12 protein-coding genes are annotated in these 16,586 nt (G+C 48.6%); 9 read left to right on the forward strand and 3 right to left on the reverse strand.

Annotated elements, in window-relative coordinates:
• The first annotated feature begins 2 nt into the window (after positions 1-2).
• From P1P86_08880 to P1P86_08900, 5 genes are all read left to right on the forward strand, one after another.
• Complete coding sequence (locus P1P86_08880) at positions 3-3,278, forward strand: hypothetical protein (protein ID MDF1575288.1); 3,276 nt, start codon at positions 3-5, stop codon at positions 3,276-3,278.
• Positions 3,279-3,294: 16 nt separating this feature from the next.
• On the forward strand, positions 3,295-4,509 hold the full coding sequence (locus P1P86_08885; GenBank protein ID MDF1575289.1) for a M20 family metallopeptidase: 1,215 nt from the start codon (positions 3,295-3,297) through the stop codon (positions 4,507-4,509).
• 62 nt (positions 4,510-4,571) lie between these two features.
• Complete coding sequence (locus P1P86_08890; GenBank protein ID MDF1575290.1) at positions 4,572-4,739, forward strand: 4Fe-4S binding protein; 168 nt, start codon at positions 4,572-4,574, stop codon at positions 4,737-4,739.
• Between the two features lie 72 nt (positions 4,740-4,811).
• Complete coding sequence (locus P1P86_08895; GenBank protein MDF1575291.1) at positions 4,812-5,624, forward strand: ion transporter; 813 nt, start codon at positions 4,812-4,814, stop codon at positions 5,622-5,624.
• 186 nt (positions 5,625-5,810) lie between these two features.
• Positions 5,811-8,132: a glycoside hydrolase family 3 N-terminal domain-containing protein gene (locus P1P86_08900; GenBank protein MDF1575292.1), complete on the forward strand. Its 2,322-nt coding sequence runs from the start codon at positions 5,811-5,813 to the stop codon at positions 8,130-8,132.
• A 76-nt stretch (positions 8,133-8,208) separates the two neighbouring features.
• Here P1P86_08900 and P1P86_08905 read toward each other — a convergent pair whose 3' ends face one another.
• Positions 8,209-9,225, reverse strand: a complete 1,017-nt coding sequence (locus P1P86_08905; protein ID MDF1575293.1) for a hypothetical protein — start codon at positions 9,223-9,225, stop codon at positions 8,209-8,211.
• A 145-nt stretch (positions 9,226-9,370) separates the two neighbouring features.
• Here P1P86_08905 and P1P86_08910 point away from each other — a divergent pair, with 145 nt between their 5' ends.
• The 4 genes from P1P86_08910 (at position 9,371) to P1P86_08925 (ending at position 13,364) form a co-directional block, all read left to right on the forward strand.
• The gene (locus P1P86_08910; GenBank protein MDF1575294.1) at positions 9,371-10,027 is read left to right on the forward strand and encodes a porin family protein; all 657 of its coding nucleotides are present in this window, start codon (positions 9,371-9,373) and stop codon (positions 10,025-10,027) included.
• A gap of 6 nt (positions 10,028-10,033) precedes the next feature.
• Positions 10,034-11,692 carry an NAD+ synthase gene (locus P1P86_08915; GenBank protein ID MDF1575295.1) on the forward strand — a complete coding sequence of 553 codons (1,659 nt, stop codon included), beginning with the start codon at positions 10,034-10,036 and terminating at the stop codon, positions 11,690-11,692.
• A gap of 70 nt (positions 11,693-11,762) precedes the next feature.
• Positions 11,763-12,464, forward strand: coding sequence for a Crp/Fnr family transcriptional regulator (locus P1P86_08920; protein MDF1575296.1), 702 nt, complete (start codon positions 11,763-11,765; stop codon positions 12,462-12,464).
• A 3-nt stretch (positions 12,465-12,467) separates the two neighbouring features.
• Positions 12,468-13,364 carry a lysophospholipid acyltransferase family protein gene (locus P1P86_08925; GenBank protein ID MDF1575297.1) on the forward strand — a complete coding sequence of 299 codons (897 nt, stop codon included), beginning with the start codon at positions 12,468-12,470 and terminating at the stop codon, positions 13,362-13,364.
• Here P1P86_08925 and P1P86_08930 read toward each other — a convergent pair whose 3' ends face one another.
• Both P1P86_08930 and P1P86_08935 read right to left on the reverse strand, forming a co-directional pair.
• Positions 13,365-14,126, reverse strand: a complete 762-nt coding sequence (locus P1P86_08930; GenBank protein MDF1575298.1) for a glycosyltransferase family 2 protein — start codon at positions 14,124-14,126, stop codon at positions 13,365-13,367.
• A 2-nt stretch (positions 14,127-14,128) separates the two neighbouring features.
• Positions 14,129-16,585, reverse strand: coding sequence for a bifunctional UDP-N-acetylmuramoyl-tripeptide:D-alanyl-D-alanine ligase/alanine racemase (locus P1P86_08935; GenBank protein ID MDF1575299.1), 2,457 nt, complete (start codon positions 16,583-16,585; stop codon positions 14,129-14,131).
• Between the last annotated feature and the right edge of the window lies 1 nt (position 16,586).

A 16,586-nucleotide genomic window follows, 5' to 3' on the forward strand; every position in this document is an offset into this window, starting at 1 on the left:
AAATGAGAAGCGTTGCTAGAATAGGGCTCCTGTTGTTCCTGATGCTCAGTTCTGCAAATTTGTCTGCCCAGTTTTATAACGGGATGCAGATGAACTTCGGAAAGAACAGAGTACAGTATAACAACCGGTACTGGAAGTATTATCGTTTTGAGAGATTTGATGTTTACTCTTACGAAAACGGGACCGATCTCTCTTTGTATGTGGCCGATTTTGTTGAAAAAGAACTGGCTCTGATCGAGCGCTTTTTCGATTACGAGATAGAGCGGCGTCTAATTTTCCTGACCTATAACAAACTTTCAGATTTCAGGCAGAGCAATATAGGGCTGGTCTCCGAGGCCGAGGAGTATAATATCGGGGGAACCACAAAAATTATTCAAAACAAAGTGTTCCTCTATTTTGACGGCGATCATATGAACTTCGAGCGGCAGATCAGGGCTGCCATAGCAGAGGTATTGCTGACTGAAATGATGTATGGGAATGGGGTCAGGGACAATCTGACCAGCAGCACCATGATCAACCTGCCTGAATGGTACCTGGAGGGCCTGATCTCTTTTGTCTCCAATCCCTGGGACTATGAACTGGAGAACCGCGTTAAGGATGGGATTGTTTCCAATAAATACCGCAAGTTTGTCAACCTGCAGGACGATGATGCCCGTTATGCCGGGCACTCCTTCTGGAAGTATGTTGCCGACCTCTACGGAGCCTCCATCATCCCACAGATACTATACATAACGAAAATCAATAAGAGTGCCGAGAGCGGCTTTCACTATGTTCTGGGCAGCAAACTCAAAGAGCTTTCCATAGACTGGACCGCCTACTACCTGGGCCTGTATACCTCCACGGAAGAACGTGCAGGGCTCCCGGATCAGGGAAAAATACTGGAGAAACCCCATAAAAGGAGGGTTTACCAGAATATCAGGATTAGTCCCGATGGCCGCATGGTAGCCTATGTGACTAACCAGAAGGGTCAATACAAGATCTGGATACACGATGAAAGCTCAGGCAAGTCTAAGAGAATTTATAAAAGGGGGGAGAAACTGGACCAGATTAATGATTACTCCTTCCCTGAAATCGCCTGGCACCCCTCCTCACAAATTCTGGGTTTTGTGAGCGAAGAGAAGGGTGAGCTTAAATTCCATGTTTATAACCTGGAGACTAAACAGATCACTACCAGGAACCTGCTCTATTTTGAAAAAGTACTGGACCTTAGCTTCTCACCAGATGCACGAAAACTGGTCATCTCCGCGGTGGTTGACGGTCAGACCGATATCTGGGTCTTTGATATCGCTGCATCGACCAATGACCGGATCACCAATGACCTGGCCGACGATTTCAATCCGAAGTTCATAAACAATATGAACAACATCTCCTTTGTCTCGAACCGCAGAAGCGATACTCTTTACCTGGAAAACGATCCTGAAAACAATACGACAACCGCCTATGCGGTATTTGTATATGATTATGCGAACAGGAGCCCCGAACTCCAGAAAATATCAGAAGGAAATTATATCAATCATACACAGCCCCTTTCGCCAGGTCACAACGAATTCTTTTACCTGAGCGACAAGAATGGGATTGTTAACCGCTATTATGCCAGATACGACAGCACGATCAGCCTGGTCGACACCACCATTCACTACCGCTATTTTGCCAACAGTTTCCCTCTTTCCAATTATAAACGTAATATTCTGTCGCACGACATCAATACGGAAACCCAGGAGATTGCCGAGATCATTTACAACGATCGCAGGTATCATATGTATAAATATCCCATGGAATTTGACCGGAAATACGGAAATAAACTGGAAGCTACTGAATACAGGGACCGGCATGTGAGCAGGCTTACCACGGAAGACTCCATCCATCACGTGGAAAAGAAGGTTATTTCCATGAAGGATATTGCCAACAATCAACTGGTTCATGAGGGCGATACGATAGCCCTGCAGGAGTTTAAGATCGATATTAATAAGTACATCTTTGAGCGGGAAAAGCTAAATTACTACAATAACCAACTCCGAAACAGGAATCTGAATCTGGTGCTGGACTCTATGGAGAACAAGCAAATGGTGTATATCGATTACACTACTTCCTTCTATCCCAACAAGCTGGTTAACCAGATCGACTTCAGTTTCCTGAATGCCTCTTACCAGGCCTTCACCGGTGGGGCCTTCTACTTTAATCCGGGTCTGAACCTCTTGTTCAAAGTGGGGGCCAATGACCTGTTTGAAGATTACCGGCTGGTGGGAGGTGTCCGCTTTTCCACAGATTTTGACAGCAATGAATACCTGCTTAGTTTTGAAAACCTGAAACAGCAACTCGATAAACAACTGATTTTTCACCGCCAGGTGTTTAAAAACTATATCGATTACAATACCTGGGTCAAAACCTTCACGCATGAACTACTGGCTTCCGTGAAGTATCCCATAAGCCAGACCCTGGCTGTGAAAGGAACGGCCTCCTTCAGACATGACAACTCCGTGTTCCTCTCCACGAACAGTGAAAATCTCAACAAAGAGAATATACTGAAAGTCTGGGGAGGGGTAAAAGGGGAGTTAATCTTTGATAATACCAGGAAACTGGGGACCAATCTGTACAGCGGTATGCGATGGAAAGTATTCGGTGAAGCATACCGCCAGATAAATGCGGCTAAATCTGACCTGTTTGTAATCGGAGCCGATTTCAGGCACTATACCAGGATCCACCGTTCGCTGATCTGGGCCAACAGGATCGCAGGAAGCGCCTCCTTTGGCCGGAGTCCCCTGATCTACTACCTGGGAAGTGTGGATAACTGGGTCAACCTGAACCAGTCCAGGACCCCCACTTTCAATGAATCAGTAGCCATAGATTACTCCCGGAATTATGCCTATCAGGCTCTTGCAACAAATCTCAGGGGCTTCTCACAAAATATCAGGAATGGAAGCAACTTCCTGGTCATCAATACAGAGCTCAGGTGGCCCATCTTCCGCTACCTGGCTGGTCACCCTCTGGGATCGGGTTTTCTTAACAATTTCCAGGTGGTCGGATTTGCCGATGTTGGTACCGCATGGACCGGCCTTCATCCGTTTAACGATGACAATGCCTGGAACACGGAAATTATCGAAAATGGCCCCATGACCATTACCATTGATGCAAACAGGGATCCAATTGTTGGCGGATACGGATTTGGGGTCAGGAGCCAGCTGCTGGGATATTTTATCCGCCTGGACTGGGCCTGGGGAGTGGAGAACATGCAGGTGCAGCCAAGAATGTTTTATCTCTCACTGAGTCTGGATTTTTAAATCCGTATTAGCACTGATGAACCTGGAGCAGCTGATAGCCCACACCCTGACCGACACTCTTATGGAAGAGATTATCTCTATCCGTCGTCAGCTTCACCAGTATCCCGAACTTTCATTTCAGGAGTACAAGACCTCCGCACTGATCAGGGAAATTCTGGACCGGTGGGGAATCGGCTACACTTTTCCACATGTAAACACCGGTATCGTGGCCCAAATCAAGGGAACAAGTCAGGGCAAACGGATCGCCCTCCGTGCTGATATGGATGCCCTGCCCATTTCGGAAAAGAGCGGGCTTCCTTACACCTCAAAGCACAGCGGGGTGATGCATGCCTGTGGTCATGACATGCATATGGCTTCCATGCTTGGCACCATCCGTATTTTATCACAACTGAAACATGAGATTAAAGGAGAGATCCTCTTTGTTTTTCAACCAGGCGAAGAGCGAATCCCGGGCGGAGCTAAACGGATGCTGGAGGAAGGGGTCTTTAAAGGACGGGAACCAGATATGATTATCGCCCAGCACGTTCTGCCCGAGATGGATGCCGGACACGTGGGTTTCAAACCAGGGGTCTATATGGCAGCCAATGATGAGATCTATATAAGAGTCAGAGGTAAAGGCGGGCACGCTGCATTGCGTCAACAGATCAGGGACCCGGTCTTAATGGCCTCCCGGATCCTTCTCTCCCTTCAGGAGGAGATCTTGCGTTTGGCTCCCCGGGATTCTCCCACAGTTCTCTCCTTCGGGAAAGTACTGGCTGATGGTGCTATGAATGTGATTCCGGATGAGGTAATCATGGAGGGTACTTTCCGGACCATGAACGAGGAATGGCGAAAAGAAGCGCACACACACATCAAAGAGATTGCCACGGATATTGCCTACGCCGGTGGAGGATCTGTGGAGGTGGAGGTCAGACATGGTTACCCCTTCCTGAAAAACCATGAACAGATAACAAGGGAATCCAAAAGACTGGCCATTCAGCTGCTGGGAAAAGAAAAGGTGGAGGATATGGATATCCGGATGACTGCGGAAGATTTTGCCTGGTTTACTCAGGATATCCCCGGCATGATGTACCGGTTTGGAGTCGGGGTTCCTGGTTCCGGCCAGCCTTATTCCCTCCATACTCCTCAGTTCAGAGCTAACGAATCTGGCCTGCGTACCGGAATCTCACTGATGTCTTACCTGGCTGTAGAATTACTCAAAATAGAGCCTTTTGAAAAAATAAATCCCTGACAGGGATTGCTTAATAGAAATTTGAAATTAAATTTGCTGCGTAGGAATTAAAAAAAACAGATATGGCTTACGTAATTTCAGATGATTGTACTGCATGTGGCACCTGTATTGATGAATGTCCGGTTGAAGCAATAAGCGAAGGAGATATTTATATAATAGACCCTGAACTGTGTACTGACTGCGGCGCTTGCGCAGATGTTTGTCCCGTTGAAGCAATCAGCCCGGAATAGGGTCGGGATATTAAAGCATGAAAAAAAGACCGCCTCCCGAGGGGCGGTCTTTTTTTATAACTTTGTTCTGAGATGAATCTCAGGAACAGGATATTTGTGATCATTTTCGGCACCGATACCCGGGCCGGAAAAACCTTTGATGTGCTGCTGCTCTGGATGATTATTCTGAGCGTCACTGTAGTAATACTGGAGAGTGTTTCCTCTCTCATGGAAGCTCATCACCAGATTTTTATTTCCACTGAATGGTTTTTTACCATTGTTTTTAGTCTGGAGTATTTACTGAGAATATATAGCTCCCCCCGGCCATGGAGGTATATCAGCAGCTTTTACGGGATTATTGATATTATGGCCATTCTTCCCACCTATCTGGGACTGATTTCTGATCAAGCCACCTTCCTGCTTACCATCCGCGCGCTCAGGCTGCTCCGAATGTTCAGGGTGTTAAAGCTGGGAAGATATATCAGTGAAGCTGCCATTCTGGTGCGGGCGTTGAAAATGAGCATCCATAAAATAATCGTATTTTTCGGTGCCGTGATGAGCCTGGTTCTGATCCTGGGCTCTATCCTCTACCTGATTGAAGGCGAGGAGAACGGATTTACCTCCATTCCTCAGAGTATTTACTGGGCCATTGTGACTGTGACGACTGTCGGCTACGGTGATCTTGCCCCGGTCACGGTTCTGGGAAAAATCATAGCCTCCATGGCTATGCTCACTGGTTACTCCATCATTGCGGTTCCCACCGGGATCATAACCGTGGAAATGGGAAAGGCTGCAAAAGCGAGCCTGAATAGCAGACCGGCAAGCTGCACAAATTGTGGACATAAACAACACGATAAGGATGCCCGTTACTGCAAGATCTGCGGCACCAGGATAGTGGATTCGTAACAGTATGGTATATGTCTTGATTCGGGTAGTTTAATCAAAAAATACTACGCTTTCAGGAAACGAACTGAAGCTTCCTGCAGCTATACACGCATGCTCTTTTATTTCATATCCTGCTTTAAACTTTCATCCTTCGAATCTGTCTAACTCTCATAACACTAAGCTCAACCTGTACTAAATCAACTGACCATGAAAACATGCAACACCTTTTTACTTCTTTTTACAGGGCTCGCCCTTCTGACCCTGAGCGGATGCGGCCCCAAATATACCGTTGAAGACCAAAATGGTATATCCATCGTCCAAAACAAAGGCGGCCAGACCCTGGGGTTTTCTTCCGCTTCCGGAGTGACTCTGATCGAGAATAATGGCTTTGCCTTTAAGGACCTGAACAAGAATGGTGAACTCGACGTTTATGAAGACTGGAGGCAGGCCGTGGACGACAGGGCCAGGGACCTGGTCAGCCAGATGAGCGTGGAGCAAATGGCCGGACTGATGCTTTACAGCGGTCACCAGGCTATTCCGGCCGGAGGCCGTGGCCGCTTTGGCGCAACCTACGGGGGTAAATCCTTTCCGGAGAGCGGGGCCGCGCCCTCCGATCTTTCCGATGCCCAGGTGAAATTCCTTTCCGAGGACCATCTGCGTCATGTGCTGATCACCTCTGTGGAGAGTCCCAAAATTGCCGCAGAGTGGAACAACAACGCCCAGCAACTGGCGGAGGGACTGGGATTGGGTATTCCGGTGAATACCAGTTCAGACCCACGCCACAGAAGCGTGGCCGATACAGAATACAATGCCGGTTCCGGCGGGACCATTTCCATGTGGCCGGCCACCCTGGGAATCGCAGCCTCCTTTGATCCGGAGCTGATGAAACAATTCGGAGAAATCGCCTCGATAGAATACCGGGCACTGGGAATTGCCACAGCCCTTTCGCCGCAAATCGACCTGGCCACAGAACCCCGCTGGAGCCGTTTCAGCGGTACCATGGGCGAAGATCCGGACCTAGCTTCCGATCTGGCCCGTGCCTATGTGGATGGCTTTCAGACTTCCACCGGTGAAGATGAGATCCTGAATGGATGGGGATATCACAGCGTAAATGCCATGGTCAAACACTGGCCGGGGGGAGGACCCGAAGAGGGGGGCCGTGATGGACACTTTGGCTATGGGGCCTATGCGGTCTATCCGGGTAACAATCTGGAGGACCATCTGAAACCCTTTACAGAAGGAGCCTTTAAACTGGAGGGAGCCACCGGCATGGCCTCCGCGGTGATGCCCTACTACACCATTTCCACCGATGTCGATACCAAATACGGGGAAAATGTGGGCAATGCCTACAACAAATATATCATTACTGACCTCCTGCGCGATAAGTACAGGTACGATGGCGTGGTATGTACGGACTGGGGCGTTACCGGAGATGTAAGCAGCGTGGAGGAGTTCTCGGGAAAATCCTGGGGCGTGGAAACCCTGAGTGTGGCCGAGCGCCATTACAAGGTCATCGAGGCCGGAGGGGATCAGTTTGGCGGAAACAATGACATGGGGCCGGTGCTGGAAGCATACAAGATAGGAGTGGCCGAACATGGAGAGGAATATATGAAAGCCCGTTTTGAAAAATCGGCCATCCGGCTTTTGCGCAATATATTCCAGGTGGGTCTGTTTGAAAATCCTTACCTGGTCCCGGACGAGACAGCAAAAATCGTGGGGAATCCCGAATACATGAAAGCAGGATACGAAGCGCAGTTGCGTACGGTGGTCATGTTGAAAAACCATGAACAGGCCCTTCCCCTGGAGAAGCAATTAAAGGTTTACATTCCCCAGCGCTTTGTCCCCGGAGGAAGAAACTGGTTCGGACAGACCGCTCCGGACAGATGGGTGGATGCTTTCAGCAAGGAGATCGTAGCCAAATACTACCAGGTGGTGGACAAGCCTGAGGAGGCCGATTTCGCGCTTGTAGGAATCTCCAGTCCCGATGGAAGGGTCGGATATGAAGGTGCGGACCGGGAGAAGGGAGGCAATGGCTATGTTCCCATTTCACTGAAATACGGTCCCTACAAGGCAGAGTATGCCCGCGAGACCAGTCTGGCCGGTGGAAGTCCCTTTGAGGATTTCACCAACCGCAGCTACAAAAACAAAACCACTACCGCTCTGAACATCCCCGATATGACCCTGGTGGTGGAGACCCGGAACCAGATGGGTGAGAAGCCGGTGATCGTCCTGGTCAACGTGTCCAAACCCATGGTATTTGAAGAAATAGAACCCCTGGCCGACGCCATCCTGGTTCATATGGGTGTGCAGGACCAGGCCCTGCTGGATCTGGTTTCCGGTGAAGCCGAACCTTCGGCCCTTCTGCCATTCCAGATGCCGGCTTCCATGAAGACCGTCGAAGAGCAGTTTGAGGATGTCCCCAGGGATATGGAGTGCTACACCGACGCTGACGGCCATGTGTATGACTTTGCTTTCGGATTAAACTGGAGCGGAGTGATCAGCGACGACAGGGTTTCCAGATACAGGTAAGCTTATTATATAAGATTCTCAGGTATTAAATGAGGCTGTCAAAAGGGACAGCCTCATTTTTTTTGTCAGAATCCGCTTATGGATCATACTTCGAGAGTCTGAGCAATTCCTGGTAATTACGTTCAGCCATGATCTGGGGGACTGTCAGTTTCGGGTTCCTTTTCGCAAAGGCGTTAATAATCTGCCAGCCCTGCCATACCGCTGCCCTTCCGGGCGATTCGGAGGTATAAAATCTGGTATAGGGCGCATCTTCCACCAGTTTACGGATGTTCATCGGATCGGTGGAAAAGAGTAACTTCTCCTCCACCAGGTGGGTCCACATTTGTTTTTCATTGTTCCTGCACCACTTCATCTGGTCATCGGTGAAGCCCATAATCAGCTGCTCTTCCAGCTCAGGGAACATAGCTCCGACAAACCAGGCCAGCTGTCCAAAATAGATCATCCTGGAAAGTACGTTATCCACTGAGTCATTGAAAGGATATAGCTGGGTGGCCCAGGCAAGCATCGCATCTGCAGGTATTCGCCACGGCTCTTTTTTCTGAGCCAGGTAACGGGGCAGCCCCATCTGCTGGTAATAGTCACAATCACTCCCCAGGTACTGGTCCAGGCCAATCCCCACAAAACGATCCACCGTAAAAAGCCCCTGGTTGAACCTGCTCACATAAGCCACCACCCGGGGAGCCGCCGAATCGGGATAGTGATACAGATAGTGCCGGAATCCGTCACTCAGAACAGATTCAGTTTCAGAGGTGGAGGCAAAGACCTGATTGGTGTACTCAAATACCTCTCTGTTGGTGGGATCATTGATAAACATGGATAAGTAGGAGGAGTATCTTCTGGAGGAGGCCTGTCCGATGCTGATCACATGAACATTGAACACATCAAAAAAATCTCCGTATCGCCTGTATAGGCTTCCAATGGCAGCATCTATGGTATCCTGATCCATTTCAAACAGATCCCTGTCGAAACGCTCCAGTTCAAGCTGTAAGTCAATTCCTGAAATATCAACATCCAGGGGATCGCTGCTGCATGCGGTTATCAATAGGGCGATGCCCAACAGAAAAAGCCGGGTCCCATGGACAGGTCTCATCATAATCATTAAATTTGAGTTCTATTTCGCCAGACAAAAATATAAAATATGCAGCGTACGTTATAATAATTACACAAACAAGCCAGGTGAAAGGTAATTGTAGTTCTGATAAGTGACAAGAGAGCATTTAAAATCTAAATTATTTCGGATGAAACGAGTATTAGCCATATCCATTATTCTGGGAGGAATGATCTCTGTTCAGGCCCAGTCAAATATAAAATTCAATTTACATGCGGACCCGCAATTCTCCTGGTTCAGCTCGGATGAAGAGACTGTTGAACCCGATGGTTCCGTCTTTCACCTGCAGGCCGGACTGCATATGGATTATTTTTTCGCAGAGAATTATGCCTTTACTTTGGGACTGGGCATTAATAACCTGGGAGGGAACCTGCTTTATGCCGATTCCACCGAGTTCAGCTCCGGGGGCGAGACCCTGCTGGTGGAACCCGTTCAGTCTGTAAAACTGAATCTGCAGTACCTGGATATCCCGGTCGGGCTTAAACTGAAAACCGAAGAACTGGGATACAGCACCTTCTTTTTTCAGCTGGGCTTCAATCCGATGTTCAATCTGAATGGGAAAGCCACGTCCAACGAGGCCTTTATGGATAAGGAGGATATCCGTGACAACATTCACTTGTTTCATCTGGCTTATCATGCAGGTCTTGGTGTCGAATATAAACTGGGAGGAAGTACTGCTTTCTTAGGAGGTATCCGCTGGACCTCCGGGTTAACCGATGTGACCAAAAACGACCGGGCCAACGTGAAGATAAATACGGTCTCCATCCACCTGGGAATTCTCTTTTAATCTGTCATGAAGATTGCCCTTGCTCAGCTAAACTATTTCATCGGTGATTTTGAAGGAAACCTGGCAAAAATCACGGCAGCTGTTTCTGAGGCTGCTGCATCTGGTGCCGAACTGGTAGTTTTTTCGGAACTCTCCATATGCGGCTATCCTCCCCTGGACCTCCTGGAAAGAAAAGAGTTCATCTCTCAGTGCCTGGACTACGTGGGGAAACTGGCAGCCACGGTGGACCCGGGCACAGGGGTTCTGGTCGGGGGCCCTGAGTTTAATTCCTGCAGCGATGGAAAACTGCTGTTCAATTCAGCATTTTTTCTCTATGAAGGAAAGATTCAGCAGGTCTTCCGGAAAGCCTTGCTTCCCACCTACGATATTTTTGATGAGTACCGTTATTTTGAACCCAACAGGGAGTTCAGGATTCTGAAGTTCAAAAACAAAAAGCTGGCCGTGACCATTTGTGAAGACCTCTGGGATGAGCAACCTTTCGAGAATGAGTTTTCGCGCAGCAGGCTCTATACCACCAATCCCCTTGAAGAATTGGCCGGATTTGCACCCGATGCAATTATTAACATAGCTGCATCGCCCTTCTCCCACCGGAAAATGGATGTCAAACAATCCATCTTCACCGGAAAAGCAGCGCGATACAAACTCCCTTTACTCTATTGCAACCAGGTGGGTGCACAGACAGAACTTATATTTGAAGGGGGATCCATGGCCATTAACCCGGACGGACAGGTAGCCAGCAGGCTCCCTTACTTCAGGGAGGATATTCTGATCACCGATCTGGATGAACTGGCCGCATCCAGGCCACAGCTCTCTCTTGCCAGATTGCCCGGTCGTATCGAAGCCATGGCCGATGCGCTTATTTGCGGGATCAGGGATTATTTTGGTAAACTGGGATTCCCCACGGCCACACTTGGACTATCGGGGGGCATCGACTCGGCGGTAACGCTGGCCCTGGCAGCTGAGGCTCTGGGTACCGGCAATTTGCACGTCCTGTTGCTGCCCTCCCAGTACTCTTCTGATCATAGCGTGAACGACTCGGTAGAAATGGCCCGGAACCTGGGAATCAAATACAATATCCTGCCCATTGAATCTCTGTTTAATCAGTTCCGGGCGACCCTGGACCCTCTTTTTACCGGCCTGCCTGAAGATATTACGGAGGAAAATATCCAGGCCCGTATCCGGGGCGCTTTGCTGATGGCCCTTTCCAATAAATTTGGGAACATCCTCTTGAATACCAGTAATAAAAGTGAAACCGCTGTGGGATACGGCACCCTTTATGGAGATATGAGCGGCGGACTCTCCGTGCTGGGAGATGTATACAAAACCGATGTCTATTTACTGGCTGAATACCTGAACCGGGACAGGGTGATGATCCCGTCAAATATCATTGCCAAACCCCCATCGGCTGAGCTGAGACCCGGCCAGAAAGATAGCGATTCACTTCCCCCATACGAAGAGCTGGACCGGATCCTGGAGGCTTACATTGAGAAGCAGCTGCCGCCGGAGAAAGTCGCTGAGATGGGATATGATCCGGCACTGATCGACCGGATTATCAGGATGGTGAATCAGAACGAATACAAACGCTACCAGACACCTCCGATTCTGCGTATATCCTCAAAAGCCTTCGGTATTGGGAGACGACTCCCGCTGGTAGCCAGATATTAACGTGAAATCGATAATTTTTTCTAATTTTGTCTGTTATTCAACATAATTACGATCTAACCGGAAGATTACAATGCAGGAAAGGAACTATAATGCAGATGATTGCATAGACAATCCAAAATCTGTATTTACGGTACTTACTCCCAAAGAAAAAGAATTCCTGAAGCAGAACTACACCTGCGCTTTTTACAAAAAGGGTGAAATTATTTTCAAGGAAGGGGATAAACCCATGGGGCTGATGATCCTGGCTGAGGGGAAAGTGAAGATATTCAAGGAGGGTGTGGGCGGTAGAGAGCAGATTGTCCGGATGGCAAAACCGGTTGGTTTCATTGGCTACCGGGCGCTTTTCGCAGAGGAAAATCATACGGCCACTGCCGTGGCCATTGAAGATTGTGTATCGTGCGTCGTCGATAAAGAGAGTGTATTCAGGGTCATGCGAAGCAACGCAGATTTAAGTATGAGTGTTATTCAGTCTTTTGCTTCAGAACTTGGATTCTCACATGATCGTACGGTCACTTTGACTCAAAAACATATCAGGGGCAGACTGGCGGAGTCTCTGATCTTTCTGAAGGATACCTATGGCTATGAGGATGACAGCAAGACCATCAAAATATACCTCTCCCGGGAAGATGTAGCCAATCTCTCCAACATGACCACCTCCAATGCCATCCGCACCCTGTCCACCTTTGCACAGGAAGGGGTGATCTCCATCGATGGACGGAAAATCAGGATCCTGGACTTGCCCAAGCTGGAACGCATCAGTGAGCTGGGATAGAACATGAAGTTCCTGGCCTATATCTTCACCAACAGTTTTGTATGGCTGCTCCATCTATTGCCTGAGCGCTTCCTTTATCTGATATCAGATCTCCTCTACCTGCTCATGTACCAGGTGGTGGGCTACAGGAAAAAAGTAGTTTATGAAAACCTCGAAAAGGCTTTCCCTGAATTTGACAAACCCGGAAGAAAGCGAATCGCTAAGAAATTCTATCACCACCTCAGTGACTTGATCCTGGAATCAGCTGTATTCCCCTTTTATTCTGAATCAAAGGCCAGGCAAAGATTTCGGGTTAAAAATCCCGGACTGCTCAATGAACTCCACGGGAAAGGAAAAATGGTGATGGCCGTACTGGGGCATTATGGAAACTGGGAATACCTCTCCTCACTTGGACTGTCTGTCGATTACCCGGTTGTGGCCATCTATAAACCGCTTCGAAACAGCTATTTCGACAGAATGGTTCAGAAAAACCGGAAAACATATGGGGTGATTCCCGTCCCCATGAACCAGATTGCACGTAGACTGATCGAATTTAACAAGAATAAGAAAGCTGTTCTCACCCTTTTCCTCGGCGATCAGAGACCCCAGTATCATCAGATTCACTACTGGACCAAATTTATGGGCCGCGATACCCCCATGTTCCTGGGAACGGAAAAACTGGCCCGGAAATTAGATGCTGCTGTTGTATTCCTTAAGATCAGAAAGCTGGAAAGAGGCCGCTACGAAATGGAAGCGGAACTGATTTGTGAAGAGCCCGGAGATCTGAAGACTTTTGAAATCACAGACCGCCATGTGCGTATTCTTGAGGATCTGATTAGGGAGGAGCCCGCCCACTGGCTATGGTCGCACCGGCGCTGGAAACACTCATACGAAAAATACAGGCAGGAACACGGGGAGTAATTACTTTTCCTGTTTATAAATAGCCCTTAGTTTAACAAATCGCAGAAACACAGCCTGGGCTGAGTTGACACTTACCACAAATCCGTAAAACCCATCCATAAAACCTCTTAAAATGATAAAGTCCTTGAAGAAACGCCAGAACGGTCGAAAAACAAGCTTAAAAAAATCGACTTTTATGCCCTGTTCATAATAGGTACGTGCCATAATTGAAGAAAACGAATCTATCTGCTGCATGTGCTCACTCACTGAATAATAGGAGTAGTGCAAAAGATCTCCTTTCAAATAGGAGCGGCTAGCTCCCTTATTCAAAATAAACCTGTCATGAGGATTAAAACCACCCCAGCTACCTTTTCTGGAATCCCAAAGCCTCAGTTTCCTGGAAGGATACCAGCTGGTGTGACGGATCCATTTGCCGCAGTAAGAGGTTAGCCTCTTAAAATAGTAGCCGTCGTGCATCCAGTTCTCCTTGATCCTGAGGATGGAATCCATCAACTCCCTGGACAGAGCTTCATCAGCATCCAGAGAGAGGATATATGGATAGCTAGCCTGGAGAATGGCCCAGTTCTTTTGCTCGATATGTCCAATAAAGCGATGCGGGATGAATACCGTATCATAGGAACGGCATATTTCTTCGGTGCGGTCGCTTGAATAACTGTCCACAACCACGATTTCATCGGCCACCCCCTTCAGAGACTCCAAGCAACGCCTGATATTGGCCTCTTCGTTGTAGGTTATTATAACTGCTGAGATCTTAACCTTCATTTTTACTCCTGTAAATAGACCCTCTTTACCCGTTCGGGAACGGAGCTCAGTATTTCGTATGGTATCGTGCCGGCCTGTTTGGCCAGCAGAGTGACAGACTGGTGTTTCCCAAACATTTCGACAGTATCCCCCTCAGATACATCCAATCCGGTCACATCAATCATGGCCATGTCCATACAGATATCTCCGATGGTAGGCGCAAGGTGACCATTCACATATACACTTCCGGCTCCATTGCCCAGAGAACGGTGAAATCCATCTGCATATCCAACGGGTATTGTCGCAATGAGGCCCGGCATTTTCAAAAGTCCGCTACGGGAATAGCCCACTGTTTCACCTGCCTGAACCGATCTGAGCTGTGAAATGGTAGTTTTAAATGAGCTGACCGCCTTCAGGCCTGAGTCTTGTCCTATCCCATGCAGTCCAATCCCCAGTCGCACCATATCATACTGAGCATCGGGGAAGCGTTCTATCCCGGAAGAATTCAGAATATGCCGCCTGAAAGACCCTCCTGTTTCTTTTAACAATAGAGAACTCATCCTGTTAAAGCGATTTATCTGCTCCTCCGTAAAGCGATCATGGTCCGGATCGCCTGATGCTGCCAGGTGACTGAATACAGTGGATACCTCTATCTCTGGCTCCTGCAGCCAGGGAAGCAGCTGGCCAAGGTCCTCCTCACCAAAACCCAGACGGTGCATACCTGTATCCAGCTTCACATGAACCGGGAAACCAATGATTCCCCGGTTGTGCAATATTTTATGTAGTGCCTGCACTCCCCTCAGGTTATAAATCTCCGGCTCCAGATGATAATCGAGCATGTATCCAAAGCCGGAGGGATCCGGATTCAATACCATGATGGGCAGGTGGATTCCGGCCTTTCGCAACTCAACTCCTTCATCAATAAATGCAACTGCCAGATAATCGACCTGGTGATATTGCAATAGCCTGGCAATTTCAATATTCCCGCTGCCATAAGTGAGGGCCTTAACCATGACCATGGTTTGCACCCCCCGGCTTAAGAGTGAGCGGAAGTGATTCAGGTTGTGTACCATGGCATTCAGATCCGTTTCAAGCCTTGTCTGGTGTGTCTTTAGTTGAAGTTCCCGGGTTATCCTTTCGAAAGCATAGCTCCTGGATCCCTTGATCAGTACAGTCCTCCCATTAAACCGGGCCCGGTCCATTTGTGCCAGGAACTCTTCGGTATCGGGATAAAAAAGGGAGGTTGCAGGGAACAATGCTCTCTGGCCTGTCAGCGCAGGGCCAATTCCGATAAACTGATCCAGCTCTTTGCTTCTGAGCAGAGAAGCTATTTCGGAGTAGAGTACTTTATCCTCCATTCCGCTTTGAAGCAGATCGGAAAGAATTACAATCCGACCCTGATTTGTATCCTGCTGCCCCATCAGATCAAGAGCCGCAGCAACGCCACCCGTATCGGAGTTATAGGTATCATTAATCAGCATGCTCCCCCCGGTTCCCTGAAGGATTTCCAATCTCATGGAAACCGGTTCAAGAATAGCCATCCTGGCCCTCATATACTCCCTGGGTAATCCACGCTCCAGGCAGTAGGAGAGCACGTGCAAGGCATTTTCCACGGAGGCATCATCCGCGAATGGCAGGATGAAATCCGTCTCCTCATCCTCATGTTTAAGGTGAACCCTGGTCTGCGCAGGTGTCTGGCCGGTTAAGGTATAGATGTATCTGGCCTCCCCCCCGAGGCTCCAATCCACTATTTCTGTTTCAAGTTCTTCCATATAGGAGAGAAGTGAGCGGGAAGCAATCGTGACATCTGACCTGCAGATTACCTTTTTGCATCCCTGGAACAGTTTCAGCTTCTCTTTGAGTTTCTCCTCCAGGCTGTTGAAATTTTCCTGATGGGCAGTGCCCAGATTAGTAAAGATCCCGGTATCGGGCTGGATGATCTGCTGCAGTTTTTCCATCTCGCCGGGCCGCGATATTCCAGCTTCAATCAGGGCCAGCTCATGACGGGCATCAACACCCCACACCGACAGGGGAACGCCCACCTGGCTGTTATAGCTTTTGGGGCTTCTGTGGATCCGGATCCTCTCTCCAAGACACTGATGGAGCCACTCTTTCACGATGGTCTTTCCATTACTTCCGGTGATAGCCAGTACTTCCCCGTCAAACTGCAGCCTACTGGCATTTGCAATCCCCTGCAAGCCAAGCAGGGTATCCTTCACATAACAGAACCCTGCGTCCGGAAAGGCTTGACAATCGGGCAGCATGGAAACAAGGAAGGAACGTATCCCAAAACTGTACAATTCAGCGATATAGTTATGTCCGTCGTGCTGTTCACCTTTTATTGCAACAAAGAGCGTCTCTCCCGACCGTGTAAGCACCCGGCTGTCGATCGAGAGTCTCTTAACAGGAAGATCCCCTCTTCCATAAATTGTCCCATGGATGAATGTTGCTAACTTTTCAAGGGTCCAGTCGGGTATCATG

It is taken from the genome of Bacteroidales bacterium, assembly GCA_029210725.1.
Taxonomy (GTDB): Bacteria; Bacteroidota; Bacteroidia; order Bacteroidales.